We start from the raw sequence: 16,942 nt of genomic DNA on the forward strand, positions 1-16,942 counted from the left end.
GCCCCATTCGGTATCTACGGATCAATTCGTGTGTGCCGATCCCCGTAGCTTTTCGCAGCTTATCACGCCCTTCATCGCCTCTGAGAGCCTAGGCATCCCCATACGCCCTTATTTTGCTTATTGTACCAATCATAAATTAATATGACCGTTTTTTTTTTGTTTCTTGTTGTTTGTATCTCTACTATAACAAAAAACGCTTTCTACTTTTTATTATTTCTTATCTCAATATGTCAATGAACTTTAACAATTAATAATTATCAATTGATAATTGTCAATTATTTCGTGGAGAATAACGGAGTCGAACCGTTGACCTCCTGCGTGCAAGGCAGGCGCTCTAGCCAGCTGAGCTAATCCCCCATTTTTTAGTTGTCAGTTAACAGTTTTCAGTTAACAGTACTTAAAACGGTTACTCAACCTCTAAAATTTCCTTTTAATTAAGCTAATCAGTCTTTTTAATTATCAATTGTCAATTAATAATTGTCAATTTGATTTTAAAAAGTAGTCCCGGGCAGACTCGAACTGCCGACCCCTACATTATCAGTGTAGTACTCTAACCAGCTGAGCTACGAGACTCTGTTTTACTTAATTTTCATTTTTTTTTAAATTAACAGCAAGAGTAATACAATCTTTCAATTCAGAACTTTAAAGATCTTCATCTTTTTTCCTCAGCGTGCACAAATGCTAACACTAAGGCTCTAGAAAGGAGGTGTTCCAGCCGCACCTTCCGGTACGGCTACCTTGTTACGACTTAGCCCTAGTTACCAGTTTTACCCTAGGCAGCTCCTTGCGGTCACCGACTTCAGGCACCCCCAGCTTCCATGGCTTGACGGGCGGTGTGTACAAGGCCCGGGAACGTATTCACCGGATCATGGCTGATATCCGATTACTAGCGATTCCAGCTTCACGGAGTCGAGTTGCAGACTCCGATCCGAACTGTGACCGGTTTTATAGATTCGCTCCTGGTCGCCCAGTGGCTGCTCTCTGTACCGGCCATTGTAGCACGTGTGTAGCCCAAGGCGTAAGGGCCGTGATGATTTGACGTCATCCCCACCTTCCTCACAGTTTGCACTGGCAGTCTTGTTAGAGTTCCCGACATGACTCGCTGGCAACTAACAACAGGGGTTGCGCTCGTTATAGGACTTAACCTGACACCTCACGGCACGAGCTGACGACAACCATGCAGCACCTTGTAATTTGTCTTGCGAAAGATCTGTTTCCAAATCGGTCAAACTACATTTAAGCCTTGGTAAGGTTCCTCGCGTATCATCGAATTAAACCACATGCTCCACCGCTTGTGCGGGCCCCCGTCAATTCCTTTGAGTTTCATTCTTGCGAACGTACTCCCCAGGTGGGATACTTATCACTTTCGCTTAGCCACTGAAGTTGCCCCCAACAGCTAGTATCCATCGTTTACGGCGTGGACTACCAGGGTATCTAATCCTGTTCGCTACCCACGCTTTCGTCCATCAGCGTCAATCAATTAGTAGTAACCTGCCTTCGCAATTGGTATTCCATGTAATCTCTAAGCATTTCACCGCTACACTACATATTCTAGTTACTTCCTAATAATTCAAGTTCAGCAGTATCAATGGCCGTTCCACCGTTGAGCGATGGGCTTTCACCACTGACTTACTAAACCGCCTACGGACCCTTTAAACCCAATGATTCCGGATAACGCTTGGATCCTCCGTATTACCGCGGCTGCTGGCACGGAGTTAGCCGATCCTTATTCTTACGATACCGTCAAGCTCCTATACATAGGAGTGTTTCTTCTCGTACAAAAGCAGTTTACAATCCATAGGACCGTCATCCTGCACGCGGCATGGCTGGATCAGGCTTGCGCCCATTGTCCAATATTCCTCACTGCTGCCTCCCGTAGGAGTCTGGTCCGTGTCTCAGTACCAGTGTGGGGATCTCCCTCTCAGGACCCCTACCCATCGTAGCCTTGGTAAGCCGTTACCTTACCAACTAGCTAATGGGACGCATGCTCATCTTTTACCGTTGTGACTTTAATAATGTGTTGATGCCAACTCATTATACTATGAGGTATTAATCCAAATTTCTCTGGGCTATCCCTCTGTAAAAGGTAGATTGCATACGCGTTACGCACCCGTGCGCCGGTCTCTCTATCCGAAGATAAATACCCCTCGACTTGCATGTGTTAAGCCTGCCGCTAGCGTTCATCCTGAGCCAGGATCAAACTCTTCATCGTATATTGTTGATTTAATTTACATCAAATCGTATTGTTATTCGAATCAGTATCTATCGGTTCTTATCGAATCTTCCGATTCTATTACTCTTATTCTTTTGCCTTAACATCTCTGTTAAAGCGGCTGTCAATTCAATATGTCTACGAACGTAATATTTATTATTCTTTTCGCCTATCGTTTATCTCTCAAAGCGGGTGCAAAAGTAAAACTTCTTTTTGTTTCTCGCAAGAAAAATTTAAAAATTTTTGAAACTTTTTTTTCGTTTCCTTTTTCTAATTTTCCTTCCAATACCTCAATGAACTTTTCGTGTTTTGCGGGGTGCAAATGTAAAAAGCATTTTCAAATCTCACAAGCTTTTTTGAATCTTTTTTTTTAGAAAATTTCTTTTCCTTTAAATTCGTTTGCCTGTCAGTATTTCGATGAACGCTTTCGCTGTTGCGGGTGCAAAAGTACAACCTTTATCCACTTTACCAAGCCTTTTTATTATAAAATTTCAACCTTTTTTAAAACTTTTTCTTAACTGTCTGGTAACAGCTTGTTTATAATTTAACTTTTTTATTTTAATATAAGTTTTTTCTTAACAATAATACAGTTTTAATACTTTCTATTATGCTAAGGTTACCCATTTTGAAGAGTTTTTAGTATTTATTGCCTTTTTTATCTGAATTTATTATTATTTCAAAACCTCCATCCCTAACTTAACCTCTTCTAAAAACCGGATTTTTAACCCTGGAAGCATCCGAAATCCTTTTTATAGAGAGTATTCAAAAAAGATAGAAGGAATATGCTACTTATTATTGTCTATTCTCAATTTTTAAATTCCAATCGGTACCTAAAAAAGACTTCATCTTCCTTCAACCTGACACATTCTATAAATATATATTATATGTATACTCAAAAAAAAAAAACCAGATGTTTTGAAAACCTGTCGGATACAAACTTATATTTATAGTATAGCAAAAAAACTATACTTATATATATTACTCTAAAACTAAAAAAAACCGACAAGACTAATCTTATCGGTTTTTTCTGTTTTCTATTTTTTTTATCTCTTATTTCTTAACCGGGAATTTCCAATCAAACTCATCTTTATTATTAATGATTGCTCCTATTTCGAATTTCACTACTTCATCAAATTCAGTTTGCAGAATGAACCAATTGTCTTCGTTGAAATAATTTTCAAAAGTATCAAAAGTCTCCTGATTGTATTTTGTAATTCCTTTGGTTGCCAAATCTTTTTTTACATCTGCAATTTTTCTTCCTATTAACTTAAATCCGAAAACCTCGAGATCATTACTGGAAGCAACTGCATATCCTAATTTCAGATCTTCTTCCTGATAGAAAGTTAATCTTATTTTTTGTTCATTGTAAACAAAAATTACATTATCATCTTCATCTTTGTAATTCTTATCAGGTTTTCCTAAAACTGCTGTTACATCATTTTGCTTCATTCCGAAAAGCAATTTATCAATTCCTGATTTTAGATTTATTTTCATATTTCGCTATTAATTTTAAAGTGCTAATTTCGTGAAGTTTTTATAAATTCTACAATTTTTGTTTTAGTTTTTCCTTGACTTCGCCAAACCATTCATTTCTAAGAATACTTAAAACGATTGAATCGCGTCGAACTCCATCTTCTGCTGTTGGCATATGACTTCGCAAAACGCCTTCGACTTTACAACCAATATTTTTCATTGCAGCAATACTTCGCTCGTTATTATTATCAGCACGGAATTCTACACGTTCTAGTCCGAGAGTTTCAAATGCAAATTGAAGTAATAAAAATTTACAATGTTTATTAAGTCCGGTTCCCCTGAATGCAGAACCGTACCAGGTATATCCTAACTGAAGAGTTTTAAAATCTAAGTTTATATCGTAAAAGCGGGTTGAGCCTGCGTATTTTTGGGATTTTTTATCAAAAACTATAAAAGGAAATTCTTTTTTGGCTTCTCTTGCTTTTATAGCAGACTGAATATAATTGATGAGATTTTCTTTTCCCTCAGCGCCTACTAAAGAATATTTCCAGGTTTCGGGCTCGTTGATAGATATTTCTAATAAATTTTCAACGTCTGATTCCTGCAGGGAACGCAATAAAACAAAATCATCTTCTAAAAAAATATTATCTGTGAAATTTAAATCTGATGTCATGAAGGAATTTTAAAATTATAGAAGAGAAAAATTACTCGCTCATTTCGTCATAGCGTTCCGGAACTTGTGGATCATATAAAGGACATTTGAACTCTTCCAGTAAATCTACCAGTTTGTTCATAGTTTTGCCTTCGGTCCCGTAACAGTCTATTTTTATGCTTTGTGGTGTAGTAATAATTTGAAAAGCACCTTTTCCAGTATTATTTTTCCAGCTGTTTTCATCCACTTTTTCCCATTGTGAGAAAACTGAGCCAATTCGGTTAAGGATTATCTGTATGGGAAGAATTTCAAGACCTTCAATTTCCTGCTTTTCAAGTAAAGCTTCATAAACTTCCTGATTATTCAGGTAAATTTCGTCTAAATATCTCCAAAAAAGCAGTTCATACATATCTTTAAATTAAAAGATTAAAACATTGAAAGATTAAAAAATTCAGATCTTGAAAATTATGGATAACCACTGTAATTCTTATGCAACTATAATTTTAGCCCCGATAGAAGTGAAAATCCTTTTGCTTTTTCTTTAAAAAGCAAAAGATTGTAACGAATAGCGGGATTAGCTCCTAAAAAAGCTAATAGTTATATATTTTAATATTCGAAAGTTCCGTATTCGCTGGTGATAGTCAGTTTTTTAACATCAGCAGCTTCTACCCTTCCTACGATTTGTGCATCGACATTGAATGATTTTGAAATCGCAATAATATCCTGAGCAATATTTTCAGGCATATAAAGTTCCATACGATGACCGCAGTTGAAAACCTGATACATTTCTTTCCAATCTGTTTTTGATTGCTCCTGAATCAGTTTGAACAATGGCGGAACCGGAAATAAATTGTCTTTTACAATATGTAAATTTTGAACGAAATGTAAAATTTTAGTCTGCGCTCCTCCACTGCAATGCACCATTCCGTGTATTTCATTTGGCGTATAAGTGTCTAAAATTTTCTTGATGATTGGCGCATAAGTTCTGGTTGGCGAAAGCACTAACTGCCCTGCATTTATTGGACTGTTTTCTACAGCATCAGTCAAATTAACCTGACCTGAATAAATCAATTCTTCAGGAACGGCTGCATCAAAACTTTCAGGGTATTTTTTAGCTAAATATTTTCCGAAAACATCGTGACGTGCAGATGTTAATCCGTTGCTCCCCATTCCGCCGTTATAGCTTTTTTCGTAAGTTGCCTGTCCGAAAGAAGCCAAACCAACGATTACGTCTCCGGTTTTAATGTTTGCATTGTCTACAACATCACTTCGTTTCATACGGGCTGTAACGGTTGAATCTACAATAATAGTACGAACCACATCCCCAACATCAGCAGTTTCTCCTCCTGTTGAATGAATCGTTACGCCGAAAGATTTTAATTCGTTTATTAATTCTTCTGTTCCGTTGATGATTGCAGAAATAACTTCGGCAGGAATTAAATTTTTGTTTCTTCCGATAGTGGAAGAAAGCAGAATATTATCGGTTGCTCCAACACATAACAAATCATCAATATTCATGATCAAAGCATCCTGAGCGATTCCTTTCCAGACTGAAATATCTCCGGTTTCTTTCCAATACATATAAGCCAAAGACGATTTTGTACCGGCTCCGTCAGCATGCATAATCAGGCAGTGTTCTTCGTCCTGAGTTAAATAATCAGGGACAATTTTACAGAATGCCTGCGGGAATAAACCTTTATCAATATTTTTTATGGCGTTGTGTACGTCTTCTTTTGATGCCGAAACACCTCTTTGTGCGTACCTTTTGCTAGAATCTGAACTCATGAAACTTAGTTTGTGTTGAATGTGGTGCAAAGATAATCCCTTTTTTTAATTCTTTGATGATTCGTAAGTTTGATTCACAAAAAAAACCAATCAGGCATAAAATATTACCATTCAATTTCTTTTAATCCCTTTGCTTTCAAGAAAGTATTGGTCTGGCTAAAATGTTTGTTTCCAAACCAAAATCCTCTGTTGGCACTTAAAGGTGAAGGGTGTCCTGATTTTAAAATATGATGTTTTGAAGCATCAATCAAAGCCGCTTTTTTTTGTGCAAAACCTCCCCAAAGCAGGAAAACGACATTTTCTTTTTCAGCAGAAATTTGTTTGATAACGGCATCAGTAAATTTTTCCCACCCCTTTCCCTGATGGCTTCCGGCTTCAGATTGTCTGACTGTCAAAGTTGCATTTAAAAGAAAAACACCCTGATCTGCCCAACGTTCTAAATTCCCGGTTTTGGGTAACGGCTTAGCTAAATCGGTTTCTATTTCTCTAAAGATATTATATAAAGAAGGTGGAAATGGAATTCCGTCATTTACAGAAAAACACAAACCATTCGCCTGATTGGCACCATGATAAGGATCTTGTCCGATAATCACCACCTTTACCTGATCGAAATGACAATGATCAAAAGCTGAAAAAATCTGGCTACCTTTTGGATAACAGACTTTTGTCGTGTATTCAGATTTTACAAATTCAATTAACTCATTGAAATACGGTTTTTCGAATTCTTCATTCAAAACCGGCTTCCAGGAATCATGTATTTTAACGTCCATAATTTTTTTATGCGAATTTCAGAATTTTTTTATTGAAATCATATTTACAACGAATAAAATTAGATCTAAACTTTACAGTTCTCGATGCTACTATTTTTTGTATTTTTGCCTTCACTTTCTTAAAGAAATTAAATGATTAGTATTACCGAAAAAACATTACAAGATTTACAATTTCCAACCGTTCTCGAAACCATTTCAGATGGATGCAATACCGATATTGGAAAAGAAAAAGCTTTACAAATAAAACCATTTAGAGACAAAGAAACTTTGATGCAGGCCTTAATGCAGACCTCTGAATATGTTTCGTCTTTTGAAAATAACAACGCCATTCCGAATCACGGATTTGACCCCATCACGCATGAAATTAAGTTTTTGGCAATTGAAGACAGTTTTCTTGAAGTGGGAAGTTTCAGAAAAATCGCCAATCTTTCTGCAACGACAAATGTCCTGTTGAATTTCTTACGAAAATTCGACGATTATTATCCAAACTTAAATGCAAGAGCATCACGTGTAGAACTGACCAAAGATATCATCACTGCAATTGATGCGATTGTAGATAAATACGGAGAAATAAAAGACAATGCTTCTCCTGCTTTATTAAGTATTCGCCAAAATATGAATTTGGTTCGCGGTAAAGTAAACCAAAGTTTTGGTGTTGCACTGACACAATACAATGGTTTAGGATATCTTGATGATATTAAAGAAAGCTTTGTGCAAAATCGCAGAGTTTTAGCTGTTTTAGCCATGTATCGCCGTAAAGTAAAAGGTTCAATTTTAGGTAGTTCCAAAACCGGAAGTATTGCTTATATCGAACCTGAAGCTACACTAAAATATTCTCGTGAATTAGCCAATTTAGAATACGAAGAGAAAGAAGAAATTACGAGAATTTTAAAGAATTTATCGAATGTGATTCGACCATATCTCCCTTTACTAATTGAATATCAGGATTTTTTAAGTGATATTGATGTCGTTGCCGGAAAAGCAAAATACGCTAACAGAATTAACGCAATCCTTCCAACAATTACTGAAGAAAGAAGATTGTTCTTTAGAGAAGCGTATCATCCGATTTTGTATCTGAATAACAAACAAAAACAAGAAGTTACGCATCCTCAGACCATTGAATTAAAACAAGATAACCGAATCATTGTGATTTCCGGACCAAATGCGGGAGGAAAAACCATTTCGCTTAAAACTGTTGGTTTATTGCAATTAATGCTGCAATCCGGGATGTTGATTCCGGTTCATGAGCGAAGTGAAACTTTTTTGTTTGACAGAATCTTAACTGATATTGGAGATAATCAGTCTATTGAAAACCATTTAAGTACTTACAGCTACCGATTAAAAAACATGAATTATTTCTTGAAGAAATGTAATCATAAAACCATGTTTTTGATTGACGAGTTTGGTACAGGTTCAGATCCTGAACTGGGTGGTGCTCTGGCAGAAATTTTCCTTGAAGAATTTTATCATCGTGAAGCGTTCGGAATTATCACTACGCATTACTCCAATTTAAAGATTTTGGCTAACGAATTACCATATGCAACGAATGCCAATATGATGTTTGATGAAAAATCACTCGAACCGATGTACAAACTGGCTTTAGGTCAGGCCGGAAGTTCGTTTACTTTTGAAGTTGCGCTGAAAAATGGAATTCCGTTTGGACTGATTAATCGTGCGAAAAAGAAAATTGAAGTTGGAAAAGTTCGTTTTGACAAAACTATTGCAACACTACAAAAAGAGCGTTCAAAATTGGAAAAAACTTCTCTGAATTTAAAAGAGGAAGAAACCAGAGCACGTGAAGAAAGCAAAAAGATGGAAAACATCAATGTAAAAATCAAACAGAAACTGGAAAGCTATCAGGAATTGTATGACAGCAACCAGAAGACCATTTACATTGGTCAGAAAATTGAAGATATCTCTGAGAAATATTTCAACAATAAAAACAAGAAAGAGCTTATTGGAGAATTTTTGAAAATCATAGAAATTGAAAATTCAAAACGTAAAAAAGCAACTCCTAAAGAAGCCAAAGCCATAATCGAAAAGAAAAAAGAAGTTGTTGCTGAAGTTGCTGTACAAGTTGAAGAAATCCGAAAAGAGAAAAAAGAGAAGAAACTTAAACCTGTAATTGAAAAACCAAAACCTATTTTAAAGGTTGGTGACCGTGTTCGAATGCTCGACGGAAGATCTGTTGGAAGTATTGATGCTATCGAAAAAAATAAAGCAACAGTAAATTACGGTATTTTTACGTCGAAAGTAAGTCTGGATGAACTGGAATTGGTAGAAGCTGTGAAGAAATAGTATTTTATTTTTCACAATCAGAAGTCTTTGCGAGGAACTAAGCAATCACACTAAAATAAACAAGTCCTTCAAATAGGCGATTGCTTAGTTCCTCGCAATTACAAAAAACTTAAAAATTTTAAACATGAAACCAGGATTTGTTTACATCATCACCAATAAATATCAAACTGTTGTTTACACTGGTGTGACTTCAAATCTTTCTGAAAGAATTTTAGAACACAAAAGCAAAAAATATCCAAAGTCATTTTCGGCTCGTTATAATGTAAACATTTTAGTTTATTATGAGCAATTTCAGTGGATTGAAGATGCCATTACAAGAGAAAAACAAATCAAAGTAGGTTCAAGAGAAGCAAAAAATGATTTAATTCGTTCAATGAATCCAACCTGGAAAGATTTGTATGAAGAAATAAAAAGTATAATGACTGAATAATAAAAGTTAAAAATGGAAGTAAATAGTGAGATTGCTTCGTTCCTCGCAATGACTGCCGGGAACAAAAAAATAATCCTCTTCGACGGTGTTTGTAATTTATGCAACGGAGCAGTTCAATTCATTATCAGGCACGATAAAAAAGATATTTTTCGTTTTACAGCATTGCAATCTGATTTGGGAAAAGAAATTTGCAGTTATATTGGTGTAGATCAGACTAAAATTGACAGTATCATTTTCTATAATCCCGGAGTCGCTTATTACTACAAATCATCTGCAGCTATTGAAATTGCAGAAGAATTAGGCGGGATTTACAGTTTAATTTCAATTTTTAAAATTTTCCCTGAAAAAGTACGGAATTACATTTACGATTATATTGCTAAAAACCGCTACAAATGGTACGGCAAAAAAGAAAGCTGTATGATTCCGACACCGGAATTGAAAGCTAAATTTCTGTAAATTTCAATTTGATACAATATTGTCATTTCGACGGAGGAGAAATCTTCACAAGAAGCTCGACAAAGATTGATCTATTTGGAACGGAGTTACTCGCGAAGATTTCTCCTCCGTCGAAATGACAAACTACATTAAAAATTATTAAAACAAAAAATCCCAAATTTCAAATCTTTTACAATTTGGAATTTGGGATTTTAAAATTAAAATTTTCAGAAAACTATCTAATCAATTTTCTGTATTTCAAACGTTTTGGAGTTAAATCACCGCCAAGACGTTTCTTTTTGTTTTCTTCATAATCAGAGAAACTTCCTTCGAAGAAATATACTTCAGAGTCACCTTCAAAAGCTAAGATATGTGTACAAATTCTATCTAAGAACCATCTGTCGTGCGAAATAATAACGGCACAACCTGCAAAATTCTCTAAACCTTCTTCAAGAGCTCGAAGAGTGTTTACATCAAGGTCATTCGTAGGCTCATCCAGTAAAAGTACATTTCCTTCTTCTTTTAATGTCATTGCTAAGTGAAGACGGTTACGTTCTCCTCCAGAAAGCATTGAAACTTTTTTATTCTGTTCTCCACCACCAAAGTTGAAACGTGATAAATAAGCTCTTGAGTTTACTTGTTTTCCACCCATCATAATTAATTCCTGACCGTCTGCGAAGTTCTCCCAAATCGATTTATTTGGATCGATGTTAGAGTGTGATTGATCTACATAAGCGATTTTCACAGTTTCACCAACTGAAAATTCTCCACTGTCAGTTGCCTGTTCTCCCATAATCATTTTGAAAATGGTAGATTTACCAGCACCGTTTGGCCCGATAATTCCAACAATTCCGGCTTGTGGTAAAGTGAAGTTCAGGTTATCGTACAATAATTTGTCTCCAAAAGCTTTGGCAACATTTTTTGCTTCAATAACATTTGTCCCTAAACGTGGACCATTTGGAATGTAGATTTCCAGGTTTTCGTCCAATTGCTTTTGATCTTCGTTTAATAATTTATCGTAGTTCTGTAAACGCGCTTTTTGTTTTGTCTGACGACCTTTTGCACCCTGACGAACCCATTCTAACTCACGCTCTAAAGTTTTTCTGCGTTTAGAAGCTACTTTTTCTTCCTGAGCCATACGGTTTGATTTTTGGTCTAACCATGAAGAATAGTTCCCTTTCCATGGAATACCTTCTCCTCTATCCAACTCAAGAATCCAACCTGCAACATTATCAAGGAAATATCGGTCGTGCGTTACAGCAATAACAGTTCCTGCATATTGTGCTAAATGCTGCTCTAACCAAAGAACCGACTCAGCATCAAGGTGGTTGGTAGGCTCATCCAAAAGTAATACATCCGGCTGCTGCAATAATAAGCGACATAAAGCTACACGACGACGCTCACCTCCTGAAAGGTTTTTGATAGGTGTATCGCCTTCCGGCGTACGCAATGCATCCATTGCGATTTCTAATTTGGTATCGATTTCCCAGGCACCAAGAGCATCAATTTTGTCTTGTAAAGCTGCCTGACGATCCATCAGTTTGTCCATCTTATCTGGATCTGAATAATTTTCTTCAAGACCAAATAAATCATTGATTTGATTATATTCTTCTAAAACAGCCATTGTTTCAGCAGCTCCTTCACGGACAATTTCGATAACGGTTTTAGAATCATCAAGGATTGGCTCCTGCTCCAAATACCCAACTGTATATCCTGGCTGAAAAACCACATCTCCCTGATAGTTTTTATCTACACCTGCAATAATTTTTAAAAGCGAAGATTTTCCGGAACCGTTAAGACCTAAAATACCAATTTTAGCTCCGTAAAAGAAACTTAAATAAATATTTTTAAGTACCGGTTTGTCTGCTCCCTGATAGGTTTTGCTCAATTTCTGCATTGAGAAAATTACTTTCTTATCGTCTGACATATTATGTTTATTGTTTTTAGTTTATTATTTATTGTTAAATTACTTAAATTTAAGTCCCTTGATTTCACAATTTCTTAAATGATTCATCATTGCTCCTATTTTATTTTTTTCAATTTCAGTCATTTCATTTAATTTAAAATGTTGTTCTTTTGAAATCAATTTTTTATCAAAAGGTCTGTAAGATTGTGACTTTGCTTCTCCAGCTGAACCTTTTGCTATACTTAAAAATTGTATAAATTCTCTATTTCCATTTCTTTCAAAACCTTCTGCAATATTATCCATTACAGATCCTGAACTCCTAATCTATTTGATCTTTTAGTGAATAATTTGTTTTTAAAGTTGTTGTTTGAATTAATAACTCAACATATTGACATAATTCTCTTGCTTTCTGCGAAATTTCTAAATCTTCAAATTTATCTATCCTCGCCATAACAACAAACTATAAACAACAAACCTAAACCCTACCTTTTAAGGCATTAAAAACCCATGCATTTGCTAAAAATCCAACTCCAGTTGCTGCAAATCCCCAACCTGATACTTCACTATACCTAAAAGCACCAAGACCTATAAGTAACAATCCCATGATTACCATTATAAAAGTAGCCCATCCTAAAACGGTATTTTTATTCATTCCCATAATTGTGTAATAATTTAAAGTGGTATTTTTTTTAGAAGTGCAAATATCGTGAATTTTAATCGCTTAATTAAATATTTTGTAAAGCATTTCTTTTAGCAAATCTGATTGGGGTAAGGCATTGGCTCCAACGCCTTTACTTTTTACATCAACATCTCTTAATGCCCCAACAATCTGACTGACTTTTCGCATTGGATAATTTTTGATAGCCAGATCATATTCCTTTAAAAAATAAGGATTTACGCCAATCGCTGTTGCTACGTTTTTTGGATTTTTGTCTTTAAGCCCATGATATTTTAAAAGCTGAACAAAAAATCCAAAAACCAATCCGGTTGTCATTACTAAAGGATATTCTTTTGGATTGTGAGCGAAATTTTCGGCAATTTTATACGCTTTTAACTGATTACGTTCACCGATCGCTTTTCGAAGTTCAAAAACATTATAATCTTTACTGAAACCAATATTTTCTTCGATATGTTGTGGTGTAATTACCGTTCCTTGTGGTAAAATAATCTGTAATTTCTCTAATTCATTATTGATTTTACTCAAATCTGTCCCTAAAAACTCTACCAGCATGGCATTTGCTTTCGGGTCAATTGTATATTTCTTTCCTGCCAAAACGCGCTTAATCCAGTCCGCTACCTGATTTTCATACAATTTTTTACTTTCATAAACGATTCCGTTTTGTGCTAATAATTTAGTCACTTTTTTACGTTTATCAAGTGTTTTGTATTTATAACAAAAAACCAAAACCGTTGTTTCCATTGGATTATTTACATAAGATTCAATTTTATCAATAGTTCTTGATAAATCCTGAGCTTCTTTTACGATAACAACCTGACGGTCTGCCATCATCGGATAACGCTTTGCTGTTGAAACAATATCTTCTACAGAAACATCCCTTCCGTATAAAACAGTTTGATTGAATCCTTTTTCTTCTTCCGAAAGGATATTCTGTTCAATATATTCTGATAATTTATCGATATAATAAGGTTCATCACCCATTAAAAAATAAATTGGTTTTATATTTCCTGCTTTGATATCATTAACAATTTTTACAACTTCGTCCATCCAAATTTTGTTTCAAGTTTAAAGTTTCAAGTTTAAACCTGAAACCTCAAACTATTTTATATTTTTGCTTTATGCAGCGATTAAATTTTCCAATCTATAATTTTCGATTCAAAAATAGCGAAAATAAAGTGTCCATTTTTGATGAAATCAGAAAAAAATTTATAATTCTTACCCCTGAAGAATGGGTTCGCCAACATGTTGTTCATTATTTAATGAATGAAAAAAAATACCCAAAATCGCTCATTAACGTCGAGAAAGTTTTAACGGTCAATGGTTTACGAAAACGTTATGATGTTGTAGTTTTTAATTCGGATGGTTCAATACATATATTAGTAGAATGCAAAGCACCAGAAGTAAAAATATCTCAGGCAACTTTTGATCAAATTGCGCGTTACAATATGACAATGCAGGCACGGTTTTTGAAAGTCACAAATGGTCTGCATCATTATTATTGCCAGATGGATTTTGAAAACGAGAAATATGAGTTTTTGAAATCACTGCCAGACTACAAAGAGATTTATTAAATTATTAAAAAGATTACTTTTGGATAAAGTTGCGATTGTCATTTTAAATTGGAATGGAATAAAATTATTAGAACAATTTTTACCATCAGTAATTAAATTTTCTCCAGATGCTACTATATATGTAGCCGATAATGCTTCAACAGATGATTCAGTAAATTTCGTTCAACAGCATTTTCCAACGATAAAAATCATTAAAAATACTGACAACCATGGATTTGCCAAAGGCTACAATGATGCTTTGAAAGAAGTTGATGCCGAAATTTATGCCTTAGTTAATTCGGATATTGAAGTGACCGAAAATTGGTTAAAACCTATTATTGAAACCTTTGATTTAGAAAAAAATACAGTTATTATCCAACCTAAAATTCTTGATTTTAAAAATAAGGAATATTTTGAGTATGCCGGAGCAGCCGGAGGATTCATTGATAAGTATGGTTATCCATTTTGTCGGGGCCGAATTTTTGATACGTTAGAAAAAGACAGTGGTCAATATGATGATAATTGTGAAATATTCTGGGCATCGGGAGCTTGTTTTTTTATCCGAAAAGAAATTTATGATGAATTAGAAGGATTTGATGAATCTTTTTTTGCACATCAGGAAGAAATTGATTTGTGCTGGCGTGCTTTAAACGAAGGACATACTATCAAATATAATTCACAGTCTATTGTTTACCATGTTGGAGGGGCAACACTGCAACAAGGAAATCCGAAAAAGACTTATTTGAATTTCAGAAATTCATTACTGATGATGGTCAAAAATCTTCCAAAAAAAGGATTGTTTTTTATAATTTTCTTCAGAATGGTACTGGATGGAATTGCCGGAGTAAGATTTTTAACACAAGGAAAATTTAAACTAACACTTGCAATTTTACATGCCCATTTTTCATTTTACTGTCTTTCATTAATTTATCTAAAAAAGAGAAAAGATTTTCAAATGCAAAAATACTACACTATAAAAAGTATCGTTTTCATCTATTATATAAAGAAATTGGTTTTTTTTAAAGAAATCTTTAACATTAATCAAAATATTAAAAACTAAATTTGTAATTAACGTCTAATTAAATTTAACATCTATGAGAAAAATAGTAATCGCACTATCGGTATTAATGGCTTTAACATCGTGTGTTTCAAAAAAGAAATATGCTGAATTGGAAGCTAAAAACAAAGAGACTCAGGATTTATTAAATTCTTGTACTGTAAAATTGAATGCATGTCTGGAAGAAAAAGCAGGATTGGCTGCTACGGCTGCGAGTTATAAAGAACACAATCAAGATTTAATAAACAGCTCAAAAGATTTGACAGTTTTAACTACTAAAGGTGCAGAAAATCTTGAAAAATCATTGGAAAGTTTAAAAGAAAAAGATTTAAAAATTTCCAGACTTCAAGATGCTCTTACTAAAAAAGACAGTGTAACATTAGCATTAGTTACAAGTTTAAAAGGTGCTGTTGGAATCAATGACCCGGATATTGAAATCAATGTTGAAAAAGGAGTTGTATTTATCTCTATCGCTGACAAATTATTATTTAAAAGTGGTAGTTATGAAGTAACTGATGCTGCAAAAGGTGTTTTAGCTAAAGTTGCAAAAGTAGTCAATGATAAGCCAGATTTTGAGTGTATGGTTGAAGGTCACACAGATAATGTTCCTTATAGAAGTAACGGAGTTTTACTTGATAACTGGGATTTGAGTGTTAAACGTTCTACTTCAATTGTTAGAGTTTTAACAAACGATTTAGGTGTAAATCCAGCTAAATTAATTGCAGCCGGTAGAAGTTCTTATGTGCCTTTAGTTGCAAACGATACTCCGGAAAACAAAGGAAAAAACAGAAGAACCCGTATTGTTGTTATGCCAAAAATTGATCAGTTTTATGATATGATTGAAAAAGAAATGAAAAAACAAGCAAAATAATTCAATACATATTGAATTACACAGAAAAAGCAGGTCAAATGACCTGCTTTTTTAGTATCCACAAGGATAAACTTTTTTAATTAACTAACTAAATTTAACTAATTATAAAGTTAGTAATATTTTTTCTACGAATAGCTGTTTTAAGTTTTTTTTTACAAAACATCAACATTCCCCTTTCCTTCTCTAATAATAATCGGCTCATGTTCTGAAAGGTCTATAATTGTTGAACCTACGTTATCCCCATAACCACCATCTATGACAAGATCTACGAGATTTTGCCATTTCTCAAAAATCAATTCCGGATCAGTTGTATATTCAATTACATCATCTTCATCACGAATAGAAGTTGATACTACAGGGTTTCCCAATTGCCGAACAATTTCTAAAATAATATTATTATCAGGAACTCTAATTCCTACGGTTGTTTTCTTTTTAAACTCTTTTGGAAGATTATTATTTCCAGGCAGAATAAAAGTATAAGGCCCCGGCAATGCTCTTTTTAATATTTTAAAAGTAGCCGTATCTATCTGACGAACATAATCTGATAAGTTACTTAAATCATGACAGATAAAAGAGAAATTTGCCTTTTCTAATTTTATACCTTTAATTTTTGCAATTTTTTCTAAAGCACGGGAATTAGTTATATCACAACCTAATCCGTAAACAGTATCTGTTGGGTAAATAACCAAACCTCCATTCTGAAGTACTTTGATCACCTTTGCAATAGCAGCTTCACTGGGTTTGTCGGGATATATTTTTATGAATTCAGCCATTTTTTTTTCTTTAAATTTTATTTTGTTTCAGATTTAAAGTTACCTTACGAA

At 34.4% G+C, this 16,942-nt stretch carries 15 protein-coding genes, 2 tRNA genes, 2 rRNA genes and 1 pseudogene; 6 read left to right on the top strand and 14 right to left on the bottom strand.

Translation table 11 applies throughout. From position 1 onward, the window contains the following. The 9 genes from BXU10_RS24095 to BXU10_RS24135 form a co-directional block, all read right to left on the bottom strand. Nucleotides 1-123: ribosomal RNA gene (locus BXU10_RS24095) — 23S ribosomal RNA — on the bottom strand; the annotation flags it as partial. Nucleotides 124-283: 160 nt separating this feature from the next. After that, nucleotides 284-357 (bottom strand) — tRNA-Ala (locus tag BXU10_RS24100). A 142-nt stretch (nucleotides 358-499) separates the two neighbouring features. Then, a tRNA-Ile gene (locus tag BXU10_RS24105) sits at nucleotides 500-573 on the bottom strand. A gap of 126 nt (nucleotides 574-699) precedes the next feature. After that, nucleotides 700-2,212 (bottom strand): 16S ribosomal RNA (locus BXU10_RS24110). 1,050 nt (nucleotides 2,213-3,262) lie between these two features. Beyond that, nucleotides 3,263-3,706, bottom strand: coding sequence for a hypothetical protein (locus BXU10_RS24115; RefSeq protein WP_078229976.1), 444 nt, complete (start codon nucleotides 3,704-3,706; stop codon nucleotides 3,263-3,265). Between the two features lie 49 nt (nucleotides 3,707-3,755). Then, nucleotides 3,756-4,358, bottom strand: coding sequence for a GNAT family N-acetyltransferase (locus tag BXU10_RS24120; protein WP_078229977.1), 603 nt, complete (start codon nucleotides 4,356-4,358; stop codon nucleotides 3,756-3,758). Between the two features lie 31 nt (nucleotides 4,359-4,389). Then, on the bottom strand, nucleotides 4,390-4,746 hold the full coding sequence (locus BXU10_RS24125; protein ID WP_078229978.1) for a hypothetical protein: 357 nt from the start codon (nucleotides 4,744-4,746) through the stop codon (nucleotides 4,390-4,392). Between the two features lie 197 nt (nucleotides 4,747-4,943). Next, nucleotides 4,944-6,122 carry an AIR synthase related protein gene (locus BXU10_RS24130; protein ID WP_078229979.1) on the bottom strand — a complete coding sequence of 393 codons (1,179 nt, stop codon included), beginning with the start codon at nucleotides 6,120-6,122 and terminating at the stop codon, nucleotides 4,944-4,946. 104 nt (nucleotides 6,123-6,226) lie between these two features. After that, the gene (locus tag BXU10_RS24135) at nucleotides 6,227-6,892 is read right to left on the bottom strand and encodes a uracil-DNA glycosylase (RefSeq protein ID WP_078229980.1); all 666 of its coding nucleotides are present in this window, start codon (nucleotides 6,890-6,892) and stop codon (nucleotides 6,227-6,229) included. A gap of 132 nt (nucleotides 6,893-7,024) precedes the next feature. Here BXU10_RS24135 and BXU10_RS24140 point away from each other — a divergent pair, with 132 nt between their 5' ends. The 3 genes from BXU10_RS24140 to BXU10_RS24150 all read left to right on the top strand — a co-directional run bounded on the left by BXU10_RS24140 (nucleotide 7,025) and on the right by BXU10_RS24150 (nucleotide 10,076). Beyond that, nucleotides 7,025-9,190 (top strand): DNA mismatch repair protein MutS, encoded by a 2,166-nt coding sequence (locus tag BXU10_RS24140; RefSeq protein ID WP_078229981.1) that lies wholly within the window; start codon nucleotides 7,025-7,027, stop codon nucleotides 9,188-9,190. A 124-nt stretch (nucleotides 9,191-9,314) separates the two neighbouring features. Beyond that, the gene (locus BXU10_RS24145; RefSeq protein WP_078229982.1) at nucleotides 9,315-9,620 is read left to right on the top strand and encodes a GIY-YIG nuclease family protein; all 306 of its coding nucleotides are present in this window, start codon (nucleotides 9,315-9,317) and stop codon (nucleotides 9,618-9,620) included. A 12-nt stretch (nucleotides 9,621-9,632) separates the two neighbouring features. After that, nucleotides 9,633-10,076 carry a thiol-disulfide oxidoreductase DCC family protein gene (locus BXU10_RS24150; RefSeq protein WP_078229983.1) on the top strand — a complete coding sequence of 148 codons (444 nt, stop codon included), beginning with the start codon at nucleotides 9,633-9,635 and terminating at the stop codon, nucleotides 10,074-10,076. Between the two features lie 214 nt (nucleotides 10,077-10,290). On the opposite strand, the gene ettA is transcribed toward BXU10_RS24150, so the two are convergent. The 4 genes and pseudogenes from ettA to holA form a co-directional block, all read right to left on the bottom strand. Continuing rightward, nucleotides 10,291-11,982 carry an energy-dependent translational throttle protein EttA gene (gene ettA / locus BXU10_RS24155; protein ID WP_078229984.1) on the bottom strand — a complete coding sequence of 564 codons (1,692 nt, stop codon included), beginning with the start codon at nucleotides 11,980-11,982 and terminating at the stop codon, nucleotides 10,291-10,293. Between the two features lie 39 nt (nucleotides 11,983-12,021). Further along, nucleotides 12,022-12,412: pseudogene (locus BXU10_RS24160) on the bottom strand (four helix bundle protein). A gap of 24 nt (nucleotides 12,413-12,436) precedes the next feature. After that, nucleotides 12,437-12,613, bottom strand: coding sequence for a CAL67264 family membrane protein (locus BXU10_RS24165; protein WP_180910272.1), 177 nt, complete (start codon nucleotides 12,611-12,613; stop codon nucleotides 12,437-12,439). Between the two features lie 69 nt (nucleotides 12,614-12,682). After that, entirely contained in the window at nucleotides 12,683-13,687 is a 1,005-nt protein-coding gene (gene holA / locus BXU10_RS24170; protein ID WP_078229986.1) for a DNA polymerase III subunit delta, read from the bottom strand. Between the two features lie 71 nt (nucleotides 13,688-13,758). Between holA and BXU10_RS24175 the strand changes: the two genes are divergently transcribed. Genes BXU10_RS24175 through BXU10_RS24185 form a run of 3 tightly spaced genes read left to right on the top strand, consistent with a single transcriptional unit; the run spans nucleotide 13,759 to nucleotide 16,118 of the window. Beyond that, nucleotides 13,759-14,211, top strand: coding sequence for a type I restriction enzyme HsdR N-terminal domain-containing protein (locus tag BXU10_RS24175; RefSeq protein WP_078229987.1), 453 nt, complete (start codon nucleotides 13,759-13,761; stop codon nucleotides 14,209-14,211). A gap of 19 nt (nucleotides 14,212-14,230) precedes the next feature. Next, nucleotides 14,231-15,250 (top strand): glycosyltransferase, encoded by a 1,020-nt coding sequence (locus BXU10_RS24180; protein WP_078229988.1) that lies wholly within the window; start codon nucleotides 14,231-14,233, stop codon nucleotides 15,248-15,250. 34 nt (nucleotides 15,251-15,284) lie between these two features. Next, nucleotides 15,285-16,118, top strand: coding sequence for an OmpA family protein (locus tag BXU10_RS24185; RefSeq protein WP_031454675.1), 834 nt, complete (start codon nucleotides 15,285-15,287; stop codon nucleotides 16,116-16,118). Nucleotides 16,119-16,270: 152 nt separating this feature from the next. Here BXU10_RS24185 and BXU10_RS24190 read toward each other — a convergent pair whose 3' ends face one another. Further along, nucleotides 16,271-16,891: an L-threonylcarbamoyladenylate synthase gene (locus tag BXU10_RS24190; RefSeq protein ID WP_078229989.1), complete on the bottom strand. Its 621-nt coding sequence runs from the start codon at nucleotides 16,889-16,891 to the stop codon at nucleotides 16,271-16,273. Nucleotides 16,892-16,942 lie beyond the last annotated feature (51 nt).

The organism is Flavobacterium sp. LM4 (assembly GCF_002017935.1).
Classification (GTDB): domain Bacteria; phylum Bacteroidota; class Bacteroidia; order Flavobacteriales; family Flavobacteriaceae; genus Flavobacterium; species Flavobacterium chungangense.

Bases quoted from the DNA above. Each gene is read 5' to 3' on its own strand.
- BXU10_RS24125 (WP_078229978.1), bottom strand. From the start codon at position 4,746: ATGTATGAACTGCTTTTTTGGAGATATTTAGACGAAATTTACCTGAAT.
- BXU10_RS24135 (WP_078229980.1), bottom strand. From the start codon at position 6,892: ATGGACGTTAAAATACATGATTCCTGGAAGCCGGTTTTGAATGAAGAA.
- BXU10_RS24185 (WP_031454675.1), top strand. From the start codon at position 15,285: ATGAGAAAAATAGTAATCGCACTATCGGTATTAATGGCTTTAACATCG.
- holA (WP_078229986.1), bottom strand. From the start codon at position 13,687: ATGGACGAAGTTGTAAAAATTGTTAATGATATCAAAGCAGGAAATATA.
- ettA (WP_078229984.1), bottom strand. From the start codon at position 11,982: ATGTCAGACGATAAGAAAGTAATTTTCTCAATGCAGAAATTGAGCAAA.
- BXU10_RS24130 (WP_078229979.1), bottom strand. From the start codon at position 6,122: ATGAGTTCAGATTCTAGCAAAAGGTACGCACAAAGAGGTGTTTCGGCA.
- BXU10_RS24190 (WP_078229989.1), bottom strand. From the start codon at position 16,891: ATGGCTGAATTCATAAAAATATATCCCGACAAACCCAGTGAAGCTGCT.
- BXU10_RS24175 (WP_078229987.1), top strand. From the start codon at position 13,759: ATGCAGCGATTAAATTTTCCAATCTATAATTTTCGATTCAAAAATAGC.
- BXU10_RS24140 (WP_078229981.1), top strand. From the start codon at position 7,025: ATGATTAGTATTACCGAAAAAACATTACAAGATTTACAATTTCCAACC.
- BXU10_RS24120 (WP_078229977.1), bottom strand. From the start codon at position 4,358: ATGACATCAGATTTAAATTTCACAGATAATATTTTTTTAGAAGATGAT.
- BXU10_RS24165 (WP_180910272.1), bottom strand. From the start codon at position 12,613: ATGAATAAAAATACCGTTTTAGGATGGGCTACTTTTATAATGGTAATC.
- BXU10_RS24115 (WP_078229976.1), bottom strand. From the start codon at position 3,706: ATGAAAATAAATCTAAAATCAGGAATTGATAAATTGCTTTTCGGAATG.
- BXU10_RS24145 (WP_078229982.1), top strand. From the start codon at position 9,315: ATGAAACCAGGATTTGTTTACATCATCACCAATAAATATCAAACTGTT.
- BXU10_RS24150 (WP_078229983.1), top strand. From the start codon at position 9,633: ATGGAAGTAAATAGTGAGATTGCTTCGTTCCTCGCAATGACTGCCGGG.